17 protein-coding genes and 1 pseudogene are annotated in these 13,885 nt (G+C 68.0%); 11 read left to right on the top strand and 7 right to left on the bottom strand.

Going from position 1 to position 13,885, the window contains the following annotated elements:
- Positions 1-631 (top strand): aminotransferase class I/II-fold pyridoxal phosphate-dependent enzyme (locus tag BMX37_RS16985; protein ID WP_139198138.1); only part of this gene is annotated, 631 nt, incomplete at its 5' end.
- Here the strand turns inward: BMX37_RS16985 and BMX37_RS16980 are convergent.
- Positions 628-1,101, bottom strand: coding sequence for a DUF3429 domain-containing protein (locus BMX37_RS16980; protein ID WP_093666966.1), 474 nt, complete (start codon positions 1,099-1,101; stop codon positions 628-630). The genes BMX37_RS16985 and BMX37_RS16980 overlap by 4 nt on opposite strands.
- Positions 1,102-1,269: 168 nt before the next feature.
- On the opposite strand from BMX37_RS16980, the gene rpiB reads away from it, so the two are divergent.
- From rpiB to BMX37_RS16955, 6 genes are read left to right on the top strand one after another with little or no spacing between them, the layout of a single operon-like run.
- Complete coding sequence (gene rpiB / locus BMX37_RS16975; protein WP_093666982.1) at positions 1,270-1,707, top strand: ribose 5-phosphate isomerase B; 438 nt, start codon at positions 1,270-1,272, stop codon at positions 1,705-1,707.
- A complete protein-coding gene (gene glyA / locus BMX37_RS16970) occupies positions 1,704-3,014 on the top strand; it encodes a serine hydroxymethyltransferase (protein WP_093666965.1) in 1,311 nt (436 codons plus the stop codon). The genes rpiB and glyA overlap by 4 nt, the downstream gene beginning before the upstream one ends.
- A 4-nt stretch (positions 3,015-3,018) precedes the next feature.
- Positions 3,019-3,195 carry a hypothetical protein gene (locus BMX37_RS18925; RefSeq protein WP_170842047.1) on the top strand — a complete coding sequence of 59 codons (177 nt, stop codon included), beginning with the start codon at positions 3,019-3,021 and terminating at the stop codon, positions 3,193-3,195.
- A 14-nt stretch (positions 3,196-3,209) separates the two neighbouring features.
- Positions 3,210-3,398, top strand: a complete 189-nt coding sequence (locus tag BMX37_RS16965; RefSeq protein ID WP_139198137.1) for a hypothetical protein — start codon at positions 3,210-3,212, stop codon at positions 3,396-3,398.
- Positions 3,398-3,874 (top strand): transcriptional regulator NrdR, encoded by a 477-nt coding sequence (gene nrdR / locus BMX37_RS16960; RefSeq protein ID WP_093666963.1) that lies wholly within the window; start codon positions 3,398-3,400, stop codon positions 3,872-3,874. Before BMX37_RS16965 ends, nrdR begins: the two co-directional genes overlap by 1 nt.
- Positions 3,871-4,611: an RNA methyltransferase gene (locus BMX37_RS16955; RefSeq protein ID WP_093666962.1), complete on the top strand. Its 741-nt coding sequence runs from the start codon at positions 3,871-3,873 to the stop codon at positions 4,609-4,611. Before nrdR ends, BMX37_RS16955 begins: the two co-directional genes overlap by 4 nt.
- 139 nt (positions 4,612-4,750) lie before the next feature.
- On the opposite strand, the pseudogene BMX37_RS16950 reads toward BMX37_RS16955, so the two are convergent.
- Positions 4,751-5,248 (bottom strand): annotated as a pseudogene (locus BMX37_RS16950) (NAD(P)-dependent oxidoreductase); the annotation flags it as partial.
- 66 nt (positions 5,249-5,314) lie between these two features.
- On the opposite strand from BMX37_RS16950, the gene BMX37_RS16945 reads away from it, so the two are divergent.
- Complete coding sequence (locus tag BMX37_RS16945; RefSeq protein WP_244501658.1) at positions 5,315-5,713, top strand: winged helix-turn-helix transcriptional regulator; 399 nt, start codon at positions 5,315-5,317, stop codon at positions 5,711-5,713.
- A 9-nt stretch (positions 5,714-5,722) separates the two neighbouring features.
- Here BMX37_RS16945 and BMX37_RS16940 read toward each other — a convergent pair whose 3' ends face one another.
- Complete coding sequence (locus BMX37_RS16940; protein WP_093666960.1) at positions 5,723-7,315, bottom strand: cisplatin damage response ATP-dependent DNA ligase; 1,593 nt, start codon at positions 7,313-7,315, stop codon at positions 5,723-5,725.
- Between the two features lie 50 nt (positions 7,316-7,365).
- On the opposite strand from BMX37_RS16940, the gene BMX37_RS16935 reads away from it, so the two are divergent.
- On the top strand, positions 7,366-8,229 hold the full coding sequence (locus BMX37_RS16935) for a metallophosphoesterase (RefSeq protein ID WP_093666959.1): 864 nt from the start codon (positions 7,366-7,368) through the stop codon (positions 8,227-8,229).
- A 22-nt stretch (positions 8,230-8,251) separates the two neighbouring features.
- Here BMX37_RS16935 and BMX37_RS16930 read toward each other — a convergent pair whose 3' ends face one another.
- The 3 genes from BMX37_RS16930 to BMX37_RS16920 form a co-directional block, all read right to left on the bottom strand.
- On the bottom strand, positions 8,252-8,749 hold the full coding sequence (locus tag BMX37_RS16930; RefSeq protein ID WP_093666958.1) for a Dps family protein: 498 nt from the start codon (positions 8,747-8,749) through the stop codon (positions 8,252-8,254).
- Positions 8,750-8,823: 74 nt separating this feature from the next.
- A complete protein-coding gene (locus BMX37_RS16925; RefSeq protein ID WP_093666957.1) occupies positions 8,824-9,390 on the bottom strand; it encodes a TMEM165/GDT1 family protein in 567 nt (188 codons plus the stop codon).
- A 3-nt stretch (positions 9,391-9,393) separates the two neighbouring features.
- A complete protein-coding gene (locus BMX37_RS16920; RefSeq protein WP_093666956.1) occupies positions 9,394-9,705 on the bottom strand; it encodes a hypothetical protein in 312 nt (103 codons plus the stop codon).
- A gap of 185 nt (positions 9,706-9,890) precedes the next feature.
- On the opposite strand from BMX37_RS16920, the gene rpmG reads away from it, so the two are divergent.
- Both rpmG and BMX37_RS16910 read left to right on the top strand, forming a co-directional pair.
- Entirely contained in the window at positions 9,891-10,058 is a 168-nt protein-coding gene (gene rpmG, locus BMX37_RS16915; protein ID WP_093666955.1) for a 50S ribosomal protein L33, read from the top strand.
- A 309-nt stretch (positions 10,059-10,367) separates the two neighbouring features.
- The gene (locus BMX37_RS16910) at positions 10,368-11,762 is read left to right on the top strand and encodes a M20/M25/M40 family metallo-hydrolase (protein WP_093666954.1); all 1,395 of its coding nucleotides are present in this window, start codon (positions 10,368-10,370) and stop codon (positions 11,760-11,762) included.
- Between the two features lie 23 nt (positions 11,763-11,785).
- Here BMX37_RS16910 and BMX37_RS16905 read toward each other — a convergent pair whose 3' ends face one another.
- A complete protein-coding gene (locus BMX37_RS16905) occupies positions 11,786-13,789 on the bottom strand; it encodes a potassium transporter Kup (protein WP_093666953.1) in 2,004 nt (667 codons plus the stop codon).
- Between the last annotated feature and the right edge of the window lie 96 nt (positions 13,790-13,885).

The raw sequence follows: 13,885 nt of genomic DNA, 5'->3' as shown, positions 1-13,885 counted from the left end.
GCCGATCGCGGCGATCTGCGACCTGGCGGACCGGTACAACGCGCTGACCTATCTGGACGAGGTGCATGCGGTGGGCATGTACGGCCCGCGCGGCGGCGGCATCTCCGAACGCGACGGCGTGGCCGACCGGCTGACGATCATCGAGGGGACGCTGGGCAAGGCGTTCGGGGTGATGGGCGGCTATATCGCGGCGGACCGGCAGGTGATCGACGTGATCCGCTCCTATGCGCCGGGCTTCATCTTCACGACTTGGCTGTCGCCGGTGCTGGTCGCGGGCGTGCTGGCGAGCGTGCGGCACCTGAAGGGCTCCAGCGCCGAGCGCGATGGGCAGCAGGCGGCGGCGGCCCGGCTGAAGGCGATGTTCGCCGACGCCGGCCTGCCGGTGATGGACACCGCCACGCACATCGTGCCGCTGATGGTCGGCGACCCGGTCAAGGCCAAGAAGATCAGCGACATCCTGCTCGCCGAATACGGCGTGTACGTGCAGCCGATCAACTATCCGACCGTGCCGCGCGGCACCGAGCGCCTGCGCTTCACACCCGGCCCCGCCCATGACGAGGCCATGATGGTCGAACTGACACAAGCGCTGGCGGAAATCTGGAGCCGGCTGGAACTGAAAAAGGCCGCCTAGAGCAGCCCGGCGACGATCGTCAGCGCTCCCAGCCCGATGGATAACGGAACGCGCAGCGCCATCCATCCGGCTGGCGCTTCGCCGATGCGGAACAGGTGGTAGTCCACCACCAGGGTCAGCATCACGGTGACGCCGAGCACGATCAGCGCGACGTCAGGCTGATCGAACAGGAAACCGCCAAGCCCGATCGCGACCACGGCAAGCGAGGGCAGGATCGCGACCGTCGCCAGACGCGCCTGAGACCGGCCCGCGCGCAACATCGCGAATCCCCACCAGATGCCGCCCAGAAAGCTGACGATCACGCTGGCATAGAGGAACGCCAGGAACTCGCCGACCCCGACGCCCGGATCGCGGACAGCCAGCCACACGGCCGCGATCTGCGGCAACAATCCGGCAATGCCAAGTCCGCGAGCGACGGCACACACCCGACCGGTTTCGCGTGAATTCTGGCGGTGGACATGGTCGATCATGGCCCCAAGAACGTGACCTGGATCAATCCGATCCAACCGTTGCACCTGCGTGACGGTGACAATCGCCGGGATGGCAATCCGAATACCGATCGGGTGTGGTCATGTGCGTCGCGGCATTGTAATGGGCCGGCATTCCCCAGCCCAGCCAACCGGAGCGTTTCCGCGCCGATGCGCATCGCCCTTGCCGCCGACCACGCCGCCGTTGCCATGAAGGACGCGCTCGCCGCCTGGTTGCGGGCGGATGGACATGACGTGCTGGACCTCGGGACGCATGGCGACGCACGCGTCGACTACCCCGATTTTGGCTTCGCCGTGGCACAGGCGCTGGCGGATGGCCGGGCGGAGCGGGGGATCGCCTTGTGTGGGTCGGGCATCGGCATCTCGATCGCCGCGAACCGTCATCCGGCCTGCCGCTGCGCGCTGGTGGCGGAGCCGGTGTCGGCCGCCCTGGCGCGGCAGCACAACGACGCCAACGCCATCGCGCTGGGCGCCCGCCTGATCGGCGAGGAGATGGCGCGCGCCTGCATTTCCGCTTTCCTGTCCGCCTCGTTCGAGGGCGGTCGTCACCAGTCCCGTGTCGACAAGCTTCAAAAGGTTTCCGCATGAGCACCCAGCCTGCCCAGAGCCAAGATGTCCAGCCCGACGGCTTCTTCACGCGCGATCTGGCCGATGCCGATCCCGCCGTGTTCGCGGGCGTCGAACATGAGCTGGAGCGCGAGCAGACGCAGATCGAGCTGATCGCCAGCGAGAACATCGTGTCGCGCGCGGTGTTGCAGGCGCAGGGATCGGTCTTCACCAACAAGTATGCGGAAGGGTATCCGGGCAAGCGCTATTACCAGGGCTGCGCACCGTCGGACGAGGTGGAGAGCCTGGCGATCGACCGGGCGAAGCAGCTGTTCGGCTGTGGCTATGTCAACGTCCAGCCGCATTCGGGCGCGCAGGCGAACGGCGCGGTGATGCTGGCGCTGGCGAAGCCCGGCGACACGATCCTGGGCATGAGCCTGGATGCGGGCGGTCACCTGACCCATGGCGCGCGGGCGGCGATGAGCGGCAAGTGGTTCAACGCGGTGCAGTACGGCGTCACCCCCGACACGCACCTGATCGATTACGACCAGGTCGAGGCGCTTGCCATCGAGCACAAACCGCGTGTCATCATCGCGGGCGGTTCCGCCTATCCGCGCCACATCGATTTCGCCCGCTTCCGCGCCATCGCGGACCAGGTCGGCGCGCACTTCATGGTCGACATGGCGCATTTCGCCGGCATCGTCGCGGCGGGGCTGCACCCGACCCCGTTCGGCCACGCGCATGTCGTCACCACCACCACGCACAAGACGCTGCGTGGCCCGCGCGGCGGCATGATCCTGAGCGACGACGAGGCGATCGCGAAGAAGATCAACTCGGCCGTGTTCCCCGGGCTGCAGGGCGGTCCGCTGATGCACGTCATCGCCGCCAAGGCGGTGGCGTTCGGCGAGGCGCTGCGCCCCGACTTCAAGACATACATCGCCGCGGTGGTGGAGAATGCGAAGGTGCTGGCCGCCACGTTGAAGGAGCGTGGCAGCGACGTGGTGTCGGGCGGCACCGACACGCACCTGGCGCTGATCGACCTGACTCCGCTGGGCGTCACGGGCCGCGACGCGGACGAGGCGCTGGAACGGGCGGGCATCACCTGCAACAAGAACGGCATCCCCAACGACCCGCTGCCCCCGGTCAAGACCAGCGGCATCCGCGTCGGATCGCCCGCCGGCACTACGCGCGGCTTCGGCCCGGCGGAGTTCCGCGAGATCGGCAACATGGTCGCCGACGTGCTGGACGGTCTGGCGAAGAAGGGCGAGCATGGGGACCCGGAGGTCGAGGCGGGCGTTCGGACCCGTGTGCGCGCGCTGTGCGCACGCTTCCCCATCTATCAAGGATAAGCACATGTCGAAGGTCGAAGAGGTGCAGGACACCGTCAAGAACACGCCGGGCCTGGGTAAGAAGATGGCCAAGTACGGCGCGATCGGCGCAGTGATCGCGATCCCCGTTCCGTTCGTCGGCCCGGTGCTGGGCGCGCTGGTCGGCGCGGGCGTCGCCTATGCGAGGCGCGACAAGATCTGATGCCGTCTGGCCGCGTGACCACATCCCGCGCCATGCCGGCGGGCCCGGCGGCGGTGTCCGCCGGGTCGGCGGGCGCGGTCGCGAAGAGCGTCGCCGCCTGGGCCGCGATCGGTCTGGCGCTGGGCGTGGTCGTGCCCTGGCCGGTACTGGGCGCGGCGCTGGGTGGCGGTTTCGGCTATCTGCGCGCGAAGAAGCAGGCCTGATGCGCTGTCCGTTCTGCGGTCATGAGGACAGCCAGGTAAAGGACAGCCGCCCCACCGAAGACGGGGCGGCGATCCGGCGGCGGCGCCAGTGTGAGGGATGTGCGGCGCGCTTCACCACGTTCGAGCGCATCCAGTTGCGCGAACTGACGGTGGTGAAGTCCACGGGCACCGAGGGGCAATTGCGCCGCGAGCCGTTCGAGCGCGAGAAGCTGGTCCGATCCATCGCGATCGCCACGCGCAAGCGGCCGATCGATCCGGTGCGCATCGAAAAACTGGTGTCGGGCATCCAGCGCCAGCTGGAAACCAGCGGCGAGGCGGACGTGTCGTCGAAGCGGATCGGCGAGTTGGTGATGGACGGGCTCAAGGCGCTGGATCCGGTCGCCTATATCCGATTCGCCAGCGTGTACCGCGATTTCAGCGAGGCGCGCGATTTCGAGGCGTTCGCGGGTCAGGTCGGGGAGGCGGGGCGCGAATGACGGTGCTCAACCCCGTTATCGTCCCCAACCCCGTGGTCGTGCTGGTCCGGCCGCAACTGGGCGAGAATATCGGCAAGGCGGCGCGGGCCATGCTGAATTTCGGGCTGACCGAGATGCGTCTGGTCACCCCGCGTGACGGCTGGCCGAACCCACAGGCAGGACCGGCGGCGTCCGGTGCCGACGTGGTGCTGGAACAGGCGCGTGTGTTCGACAGCGTGGCGGACGCGGTGGCCGACTGCGCGCATGTCTATGCCACCACGGTGCGCAAACGGGGCGTGACCAAGCCGGTGATGACGCCGGAGGCGGCCGCTCGTGCCATCCATGCCGGACCGGAGCGGAGCGCGATCCTGTTCGGGCCGGAACGCTCCGGCCTGGAAACGGACGATGTGGCGCTCGCCCGCACCATCCTGACCGTGCCGATCAACCCGGAGTTTGGCAGTCTGAACCTCGCCCAGGCGGTGATCCTGGTCGCGTATGAATGGTCGAAGGGCCGCGATCTGGCCAGCCCGCCGCTGACCGACATCGATCCGCCCGCCCCGCACGAGGAGCTGGAGGGGATGATCGGTCAGCTCGACACGCTGCTGGAGACGACCGGTTTCTTCTTCCCGCCCGATCGCACGCCGGCGACGAAGCGGACGCTGCGCACGCTGCTGACCAAGCCGGGCTGGTCCAGCCAGGAGGTGCGGACGCTGCGCGGCGTGCTGTCGGCGCTGGGCGGAGCCAAGCGGCCGCGCTGAGCGCGCGTGCCGCCGGGTCATGCCGTGCGGCTCGATAGGCCGCGGTGAAGCGCGTGCGGCTGTGGCGATGCCCTTCGAGTTCGTCGACCATGGCGATCGCATAATCGGCGAAGCTGATACGGCTGTCGCCCGCTTCATCGGTGACGAGTTCGTCCTTGCCGAGCCGGAACGTGCCGAGGCGCGGCCCCTCGAACAGGTCGGCGGCCGGCGAGAAGTAGGTCCAATCGATGTCCCGCACGCCCCGCAGGTCGTGCAGAAAGGCGATGCCGCCCATCGCGAAGTCCTTCCATTCGGCGGGGAAGTCCGGCGCATCGATCAGCGGTCGACCCGATACCGTCAGGCTGGCCGCGCCGCCGGTGACCAGCAACCGGCCCACGCCTGCTTCGCGCAAGGCGGTGAGCACAGTCGACGCGGCTATGTCGAAGTGCAGCGCGCTGATTACGGCATCGTTGCCGCGAATCAGTTCGGCCAGGGCGGACGGGTCGGCCGCGTCGCCGGCTACCGCGCGAACCCCGGGGGCGTCGGGAATGGCACCGGGGTGCCGGGCCACGGCCAGCACGGTGTGCCCAAGCGCGGCCAGTTCGCGCGTGATCTCCGACCCGGCGCGTCCGCTCGCGCCCAATACAGCAACCTTCATGTCCTGCTCTCCGGTTTCAATCACCTCCTAGGTCTCTTATGGTGACCCTCTATGCAAGAAGGCACCATGCCCTGCCTTGGGCACCCTAAGGAAACCGACCTGCCGCGTGGCAACGTGTTCGCCGCCGATTGTCCGACTCGTCAGTTGCTGGATCGTATCGGCGACAAATGGAGCGTGCTGATCCTGCTGCTGCTCGGCGAAGGGGACATGCGCTTCAACATGCTGAAACGGCGGATCGGCGGCGTGTCGCAGAAGATGCTGACCCAGACCCTGCGGTCGCTGGAACGCGACGGGCTGGTGACGCGCACAGTCGAGGCGACGGTGCCCGTCACCGTGACCTACGGCGCGACGTCGCTCGGCCGCGAACTGTTGACCGCCTTGCGCTTCACGATGCATTGGGCGGAAACCCGCATGCCCGCGGTCGCAGCCGCGCAGCGACTGTACGACATGCGCGAAGGCGGCTGAGCGGCCGGGTCAGGTCACCAGACGTTTCAGCACGTCGATCCGATCGGCCTCCGCCGCGGGTTTGTCGGTGCGGATGCGGGCGATGCGGGGGAAGCGCATGGCCAGGCCGGATTTGTGGCGCGACGATGCGTGGATCGAATCGAACGCGATCTCCAGCACCAGCGTCTTTTCCACCTCGCGCACTGGCCCGAACCTGTTCAGCGTGTGATTGCGGACGAAGCGGTCGAGCTGTTTCAACTCCTCGTCGGTGATGCCCTGATACGCCTTGCCCACCGGCAACAGCTCACCGTCGTCGGTCCAGCAGCCGAAGGTGTAATCCGAATACCAGGAGGATCGTCGACCGTTGCCGCGCTGGGCATACATCATCACGCAATCGGCGGTCAGCGGATCGCGTTTCCACTTGTACCACAGGCCGGCGCGGCGGCCGGTGACATAGGGCGAATCGCGCCGCTTCAACATCATGCCCTCGATCGCGGCATCGCGCGCGCCGGCGCGGATCGCCTCCAACGCGGTGAAGTCCTCCGCCTCCACCACTTGCGACAGGTCGAAGCGTTCGGAGTCGAGGCGGGGCATGAACGCCTCCAGCCGCGCGCGCCGATCGGTCCAGGGCAGTGCGCGCAGATCCTCCGCGCCGTCGAACAGGATGTCGTACAGGCGCACAAAGGCGGGGTAGTCGGCCAGCATCTTTGCCGACACCTGCTTGCGCCCCAGCCGCTGTTGCAGCGCGTTGAAGCTGGCCGCGCCGCCGCCCTCCTCCAACGTGCCGCCCTGGAACGCGCCCTTCACCAGCAACTCACCATCGACGGCGCCGGGGGTGGAAAAGGCGCTTGCCACTTCGGGGAAGCTGCCGGTCACGTCGTCGCCGGTGCGGCTGTAGAGGCGCGTTTCGCCGGCGACATGGACGATCTGGACCCGGATGCCGTCCCATTTCCACTCGGCGGCATATTCCTGGAGGTCGACGCGCAGGTCCTCCAGCGGGTGGGCGAGCATGAAGGGGCGAAAGACGGGCACGTTGTCGGGCGTCGGTTGCTCGCCCGTGCCCGCCGCCCAGGCGAACAGCGTCGGATAGGGCGCGTGAATGCCGTGCCACACCTCCTCTACCGCCTCCACATCCAGCGCGAACGCCTGTGCCAGCGCGGTCTTCGCCAGCCGCGCGGACACGCCGATGCGCAGCGAACCCGTCGCCATCTTGAGCAGGGCGAAGCGCTCCTCCGCATCCAGCCGGTCTAGCATCGCCGCCAGCGCGGCGGGCGCATCGGACCGCGACAGGGCGCGCAGCCGCTCCACCGCATCGGTCAGGCCGAGCGGTTCCGGGTCGGCCGGCAGATCGGGCGCGGGCCACAACAACGCCACGGTTTCGGCGGTGTCGCCGACATAATCGCGGCTCATCCGGAACAGTATGGGGTCGATCCGCGCCTCGATCAGCGCGCGGATCAGTGCCGGCTTCACCGCCGGCAGGTCGAGGTCGCCGGTCAGCGCGGCCATCGCCCAGCCGCGGTCCGGATCGGGCGTGGCGTGCAGGTAATCCGCGATCAGCTTCAGCTTCGCATTGCGCGAGCGCGTGTAGATCAGGGCGTCGAGAAGCGCGGCGAAGGCGTACATGCCGGTGCAACACATGGGCAAGCCGGTTCGCTCCGGCTAAGGCGCGCGGCATGACCCGTGCCGCCAAGTTCCTGATCATTCTGTCGCTCATTCTGGCGGCTGCCCTCGCGTTCGCGGGCGCGATGTTGTGGCAGGCGCGGGCCGATCCGGTGGTGCGGCGGGCGGACGTCACGCTGCCGGGGCTGGCGCCGGGTGCCCGCGTGCGCATGGTGCTGCTCAGCGACATTCATATGGGCACACTGGCGATGGATGGCGGCCGCCTGCACCGCATCGTGGAGCAGGTGAACGCGCTCCATCCCGATCTGGTGATGATCGCGGGCGACTTCATCTTCGGCAACGCGCCGGGCAGCGCGGACCGGCTGGGCGCGCCACTGGTCGGGGCGTTGCAGGCGTTGCGCCCGCATTTGGGAACCGTGGCGGTGCTGGGCAACCACGATCATTCCACCGGGCCGGAACAGGTTCGGGCGCTGTTGAAGCGAGCCGGCGTGACGGTGCTGGACAATGCCGCGACCGTGCGCGGGCCGATCGTGATCGGCGGCATCGGTGACGATTACAGCCACCACGCCAAAATCGGTCCGACGCTGGCGGCGACGCGCGCGACCGGCAGGCCGTTCGTGCTGCTGACCCACTCTCCCGATCTGGCGCCGCAACTGCCACCGGACGCAAGGCTGTTGCTGGCGGGGCATACGCATTGCGGACAGGGGATGATCCGGGGCCATGTCCTGGCGCCGGAGGTGAGCCACAGGGGCAGCCGGTATCGTTGCGGGCTGGTGCGTGACGGCGCACGCACGGTGATCGTGACGGCGGGGCTAGGCACCAGCGGCGTGCCGTTCCGGTTCAACGTGCCGCCCGATATGTGGCTGGTCACGTTGAACGGCCCTGAGTCCGATGCAGGGGTAGCCGGCGAACGCTGAACGCATCCGCCGGCGCGCGGGATCAGCCGTTGCGGCTGGCCTCGAACAGGAACCAGGCGCGTTCTTCGGCCTGATCGGTCCATTCGTCGACGATGCCGCTGGTGGCGTTGTCGCCAGCCGACTCCGCCGCAGCTTTCACCGCGCGGAACTGGTCGACCAGCTTCAGATTGTCGTCGCGCAGTTCGGACAGCATGTCGCCGGCACCGACGAACTCACGGTCGTTGTCGGCGATGGTCTGGCGCCGCGCGATGTCGCCGATGGAGCGCAGCGTGGTGCTGCCGATCTTGCGCACACGCTCCGCAATGGCGTCGGTCACGCCCAGGATCTGCGCCGCCTGATCGTCGAGCAGCAGGTGGTAATCGCGGAAATGCGGACCCGACACGTGCCAGTGGAAGTTCTTGGTCTTGAGATACAGCGCGTACGAATCGGCCAGCGACGCGTTGAGTGCGTCCGCGACCGAGCGGACGTCGTTGCGGGCGAGGGACGTGGGCGTGTCGAGGTTGGGCACGGTGTCGGCCATGATCTGCTCCGGTTGAACTGGTACGCCGTCGCAACGAGCAAAATGGCGTAAGGCTCCGCCTGACCCTCAGCGAATCAGGCGAGCGCCAGTGCCTGCACCCCGATCACGATGCCGGTCACCAGGAACAGGATGGCGATCGCCAGCCGGCCCGGTTTCAGCGGCAGGCGCATCCAGGCCGCTTCGCCCAGCATTGCCGCCGGGGCGATCACCGCGAGCGAGCCCATCGTCGCGCCGACCGCCGCCAGCCACGGGACGGATGCGCGCGCCGCGAGCGCCACCACGACGAACTGGATGCCGTCGCCGAACAACAGGATGAACAGGCCGAGGACCGACGTGACGAACGCACCCAGTCGCCATCGCTCCAGCCGGTCCGGCACCTTGGCCGGGAACAGCGCGCCGCCGCCCTGCAGGACGAGCGCGAGTGCCAGCATCAACAACCTGGCCTCCGGCGTCATCATCGGTGCGAGCAGCATGCCCGCAACCACGGCCAGCGCCGATGCCGCGGCGAGTGCGACGGCCGCGGCCAGGATCACCGCGCCCGGCCGTCGGTACCGATCGGAGAGAATGGCCGCGAGCCGGGCGGGGGCGTCGCCGATCCCGGCCAGCGCCGCCGCGACCAGCGCGGCCATCAGGGCGTCCACTGATTATCCGGCGAGCCGCACCGAACAGGCGGCTGCATAAGCGTCGCACGCGGCCAGGTCCTGCCGCTCCGAGCGGACCGCCTCGCCCAGCATGATCAGCCAGTCATGGACCAGTGCGCCGCGTTCGCCGCGCGACAGGGCCGAATCGAGGAAATGGGCAACCGTGACGGCGGGGTTCAGCCCGTTGCGATGGGCAATCAGCCGGATCGCATCCACCTCCGGTGCGATCTCCTGCGGGCGGGCAATACGGGACCGCGCGTCGATGGCGGCGATCCTGGCGGTAAGTTCCTGTTTTACCTCGTTGAGATGAACCACGCGTCCTGCTCCTCTCGTTTGACGGCACCATGCCTGCCTGAGGTTGCAGTCACGTTAATCCGGCGCGCGCGGTGGCCGCAAAAGACTGGCGCGGTTGACTTTCCCACAGGGTTCCGCCATGCGGCCACCCGATCGAGCGGTGGCGACTGACGCCGCCGCTCTCCTTGCTTTCAGGAACAGGGCTCATGGCCAAGCCGACTACCGTCAAGATCAAGCTCGTCAGCTCCGCCGACACCGGCTTCTTCTATGTCACAAAGAAGAACCCGCGCACCAAGACGGAAAAGCTGTCGTTCAACAAGTACGACCCGATCGCGCGCAAGCACGTCGCGTTCAAGGAAGCCAAGATCAAGTGATCTGACAGGGTCGGGCGCGGTTCGCGCGCCGGCCCGGCCGATTGCATGATGCCGCTGCGGGCGTTCGGCGTATGCGTCGGGCGCCTTTTTGCGTTGACGCCGGCTTCGGCTCAGCATCTATGACGCGCGATTGCAGAACCCCGTCGCAGCGCACCGACTCGCGACTGTTCGGTGCGCGGCGTGAGGCGGGGCGCGCAGGGGTCGCGTGTCCCGGACCCACGATCCCGGTCGCCGAGGCACGCATCGTCGGATTGCCAATCGCTCCGGCGGCTGCAACTCTCCCCATTCGCGAACAGGGGACGGGGTGGCATGCGGATCTGGATTTCGATGATGGTGGCCGCGCTGAGCGTGCCGGGCGTGGCACAGGCGCAGGCGCGGCCCGATCAGCGGGCGTTCTTCGGCCTGTACAAGGAGCTGGTGGAGACCAACACCGCGCTGTCGAGCGGCAGCTGCACCCAGGCTGCGGCGCAGATCGCCACCCGGCTCAAGGCCGCCGGGTTCGCCGATGCGGACCTGACGCCGTTCTCTGTGCCCGACCATCCGCGAGAGGGCGGGCTGGTCGCGGTGCTGAAGGGCAGCGATCCCGCCGCACGCCCGATGCTGCTGCTCGCGCATCTGGACGTGGTGGAGGCGAAGCGGGAGGACTGGACCCGCGATCCGTTCAAGCTAGTCGAGGAGAACGGCTATTATTACGGCCGTGGCACCGTCGACGACAAGGCGCAGGCGGCGATCTGGGCCGATACTTTGATCCGGTTCAAGCAGACCGGATACAAGCCGAAACGGACGATCAAGCTGGCGCTGACCTGTGGCGAGGAAACGACCTATGCGTGGAACGGCGCGGAATGGCTGGCCGCGAACAAGCCGGATCTGATCGCGGCGGAGTTCGCGCTGAACGAAGGCGGCGGCGGGCGGCTGGACGAGAACGGCCGGCGGCAGTTGCTGGCCGTGCAGGTCGGAGAAAAGGCGGCGCAGAACTACACCTTCACCGCGACGAACGCCGGCGGCCACAGTTCACAACCGGTGCCGGACAACGCGATCTACGAACTGGTCGACGCGGTGAAGGCGGTGCAGGGGTACGAGTTCCCGGTGCGCTTCACCGACACGACACGCGCCTTCTTCACCGCGACCGCCGGATCGACCCCGCCGGAAACCGGCGCGGCGATCCGGCGGTTGCTGGCCGATCCGACCGACAAGGCAGCGGACGCGATCGTCAGCCGCGACAAGGCGCTGCATTCTACGTTGCGCACCACCTGCGTCGCCACGCTGTTGAGTGCCGGCCATGCGGAAAACGCGCTGCCGCAACGGGCGACGGCCAACGTCAACTGCCGTATCTTCCCCGGCGAGACGGTGGACGGCACCTTGGCCAAGTTGCAGGAACTGGCGGGTGCCAAGGTCAAGGTGACGGCGAACCAGCCCGTGCGCCCGCTGGCCAAGCCGCCGACGCTGGACCCGAAGATCATCGGCCCGATGGAAAAGGTCGCGGCGCGGCATTTCCCGGGGCTGAAGCTGATGCCGCTGATGTCCACCGGCGCCACCGATGGCATCTTTCTTGAGGCGATCGGCATCCCGGTCTATGGCGCGCCGGGCGTGTTCATCGACAAGGACAGCGGCGGCATCCACGGCCTGAACGAACGCATCCGGGTGAACTCTTTGTACGACGGACGCGATTACCTGTTCGACCTGGTGAAGGCCTATGCCGGATAACGGCGCACGGGGCGGGCAGGCCGCTAGACCGTGACCTGTTCGCCCAGTTCCAGCACCTTGCCCGGTGGGATGCGCAGGAAATCCGTCGGGTCGCTGGCGTTGCGCTGAAGGAACATGAACAGCCGGTCCTGCCAGGGGGGCATGCCCTCCTTCGCCTCCGGCTTCAGCGTGTTGCGGCCGATGAAGAAGCTGGTCCGCATCGGGTCCAGCCCCTTGCGGTCGCCCTTGCCGCCGACGCCCAGATCGCCCGGCACGTCGGGCGACTCCATGAACCCATAGCGCAGCACGACCGTGGTGAAATCGTCGTTCAGGCGGCTGACCTTTGCCCGGTCGGCGGTGGGGACGAAGGGGCGATCGGCGCTGCGGATCGAGACGATCAGGTTGCGCTCATGCAGCACCTTGTTGTGCTTCAGGTTGTGGAGCAGCGCGCCGGGTGCGGCATCGGGGTTCGCGGTCAGGAAAACGGCGGTGCCGGGCACCCGTTCCGGCGGCCGCTTCGCCAGCGCGGACACCAGATCGGCGAGCGGAATGCTCTGGCGCTGTTCGAACGCGCGCACGATGCCGCGCCCGCGCACCCAGGTGTAGATCACGAAGCCGATCAGCCCGGCCACGACCAGCGGCACCCAGCCCCCCTCGATCACGCGCAGGATGTTGGCGCCGAAGAAGACGAGGTCGAGCATCAGGAAGGGCAGGATGGTGGCGATCGCGCGGGGGCGCGACCAATGCCAGCTGTGGCGCACGACCAGATAGGCAAGGCAGGTGGTGATGACCATCGTCCCGGTCACCGCAATGCCATAGGCGGCGGCCATGTCGGACGATGTCCGGAACTGGCTGACCAGCAGCAGCACCCCGAACAACAGCATCCAGTTGATCGCCGGCAGGTAGATCTGGCCCGCGAAATCGGCCGAGGTCTGGCGCAGGCGCAATCGGGGCAACAGGCCCAGCTGCACCGCCTGCTGAGTCAGCGAGAAGGCGCCGGTGATGACCGCCTGGCTGGCGATCACCGTGGCCGCGCCGGCGAGCACGATCAGGGGTGCGCGGAGAGAGGCGGGCGCCATCAGGAAGAACCAGTCCTGATTGGTGAACGCCGGGCCGCCATGCTGGCTCGCCTCCAGCGTCGCGAGCGCGAATGCGCCCTGCCCCAGATAGTTGAGCGCGAGAGCGGGGAATACCAGCACGAACCAGCCCCAGCGGATGGGCGGGACGCCGAAATGGCCCATGTCCGCCGTCAGCGCCTCCGCGCCCGTCACGGTCAGGAACACCGCGCCCAGCGCGAACAGCCCGATCGTGCCGTGCCCCGCCAGGAAGTTGACCGCATAGCCCGGCCAGAACACGCGCAGGATCGAGATCTCATCGGCGATATGCCACAGGCCCAGCGCGCCGATCGACACGAACCACAGGATGCAGATCGGGCCGAACAGCCGGGCGACATGCGCGGTGCCGCGTTTCTGCACCAGGAACAGCGCGATCAGGATGGTGATGGTCAGGGCCCGCACCGTGCCCTCGTCAAAGGTCGCCGCGGCGCCCGGAATGGTGCGCAGGCCCTCCATGGCGGACAGCACCGACAGCGACGGCGTGATGATCGCATCGCCGTAGAACAGGGCCGCACCCGTCGCGCCCAGCACCAGCGCCACCCGCGACCGGATACCCAACGATCGGCGGGCAAGCGCCGCCAGCGCCAGCACCCCGCCCTCGCCCCGGTTGTCGGCGCGCATCAGGAACAGGACGTACTTGACCGTCACCACCAGGATCAGCGCCCACAACGCCAGGCTGAGCACGCCCAGGATCTCGCTCGCCACCACACCGTCGGCAGCGGTCTGACCCAGCGCCTCGCGAAAGGCGTAGAGCGGGCTGGTGCCGATATCGCCGAACACCACGCCAATCGCGCCGACGGTCAGCCAGGCGACCGAATGCCCCTTGCCCGGATGGGTGGCCGGAAGGTCGGTGGCATCCCGGTCGGTCGCATGGGCGGCCGATCCTGCTGTGCCTGCGGGCAGATCGATGAGCGTTTCAGATGTTGATGACATGCCGATGCGGTGCCTCGACGAAGGACGGCGCGCTTTACGCCCTTTTCGGCCCGAAGCAAGATGCATCCGCTGCGCCGCACAAGCCCTTGAAAACCA

It is taken from the genome of Sphingomonas gellani, assembly GCF_900110035.1.
Classification (GTDB): Bacteria; Pseudomonadota; Alphaproteobacteria; order Sphingomonadales; family Sphingomonadaceae; genus Sphingomonas; species Sphingomonas gellani.
Note: the sequence above shows the minus strand (reverse complement) of the source record. Positions and strands in the feature narration are given on the sequence as shown.

What these genes read in the sequence shown, in the direction of transcription:
- BMX37_RS16980 (WP_093666966.1), bottom strand. Translation starts at nt 1,101, where the DNA reads ATGATCGACCATGTCCACCGCCAGAATTCACGCGAAACCGGTCGGGTG.
- rpiB (WP_093666982.1), top strand. Translation starts at nt 1,270, where the DNA reads ATGCGCATCGCCCTTGCCGCCGACCACGCCGCCGTTGCCATGAAGGAC.
- glyA (WP_093666965.1), top strand. Translation starts at nt 1,704, where the DNA reads ATGAGCACCCAGCCTGCCCAGAGCCAAGATGTCCAGCCCGACGGCTTC.
- BMX37_RS18925 (WP_170842047.1), top strand. Translation starts at nt 3,019, where the DNA reads ATGTCGAAGGTCGAAGAGGTGCAGGACACCGTCAAGAACACGCCGGGC.
- nrdR (WP_093666963.1), top strand. Translation starts at nt 3,398, where the DNA reads ATGCGCTGTCCGTTCTGCGGTCATGAGGACAGCCAGGTAAAGGACAGC.
- BMX37_RS16955 (WP_093666962.1), top strand. Translation starts at nt 3,871, where the DNA reads ATGACGGTGCTCAACCCCGTTATCGTCCCCAACCCCGTGGTCGTGCTG.
- BMX37_RS16945 (WP_244501658.1), top strand. Translation starts at nt 5,315, where the DNA reads ATGCCCTGCCTTGGGCACCCTAAGGAAACCGACCTGCCGCGTGGCAAC.
- BMX37_RS16940 (WP_093666960.1), bottom strand. Translation starts at nt 7,315, where the DNA reads ATGTACGCCTTCGCCGCGCTTCTCGACGCCCTGATCTACACGCGCTCG.
- BMX37_RS16935 (WP_093666959.1), top strand. Translation starts at nt 7,366, where the DNA reads ATGACCCGTGCCGCCAAGTTCCTGATCATTCTGTCGCTCATTCTGGCG.
- BMX37_RS16930 (WP_093666958.1), bottom strand. Translation starts at nt 8,749, where the DNA reads ATGGCCGACACCGTGCCCAACCTCGACACGCCCACGTCCCTCGCCCGC.
- rpmG (WP_093666955.1), top strand. Translation starts at nt 9,891, where the DNA reads ATGGCCAAGCCGACTACCGTCAAGATCAAGCTCGTCAGCTCCGCCGAC.
- BMX37_RS16910 (WP_093666954.1), top strand. Translation starts at nt 10,368, where the DNA reads ATGCGGATCTGGATTTCGATGATGGTGGCCGCGCTGAGCGTGCCGGGC.
- BMX37_RS16905 (WP_093666953.1), bottom strand. Translation starts at nt 13,789, where the DNA reads ATGTCATCAACATCTGAAACGCTCATCGATCTGCCCGCAGGCACAGCA.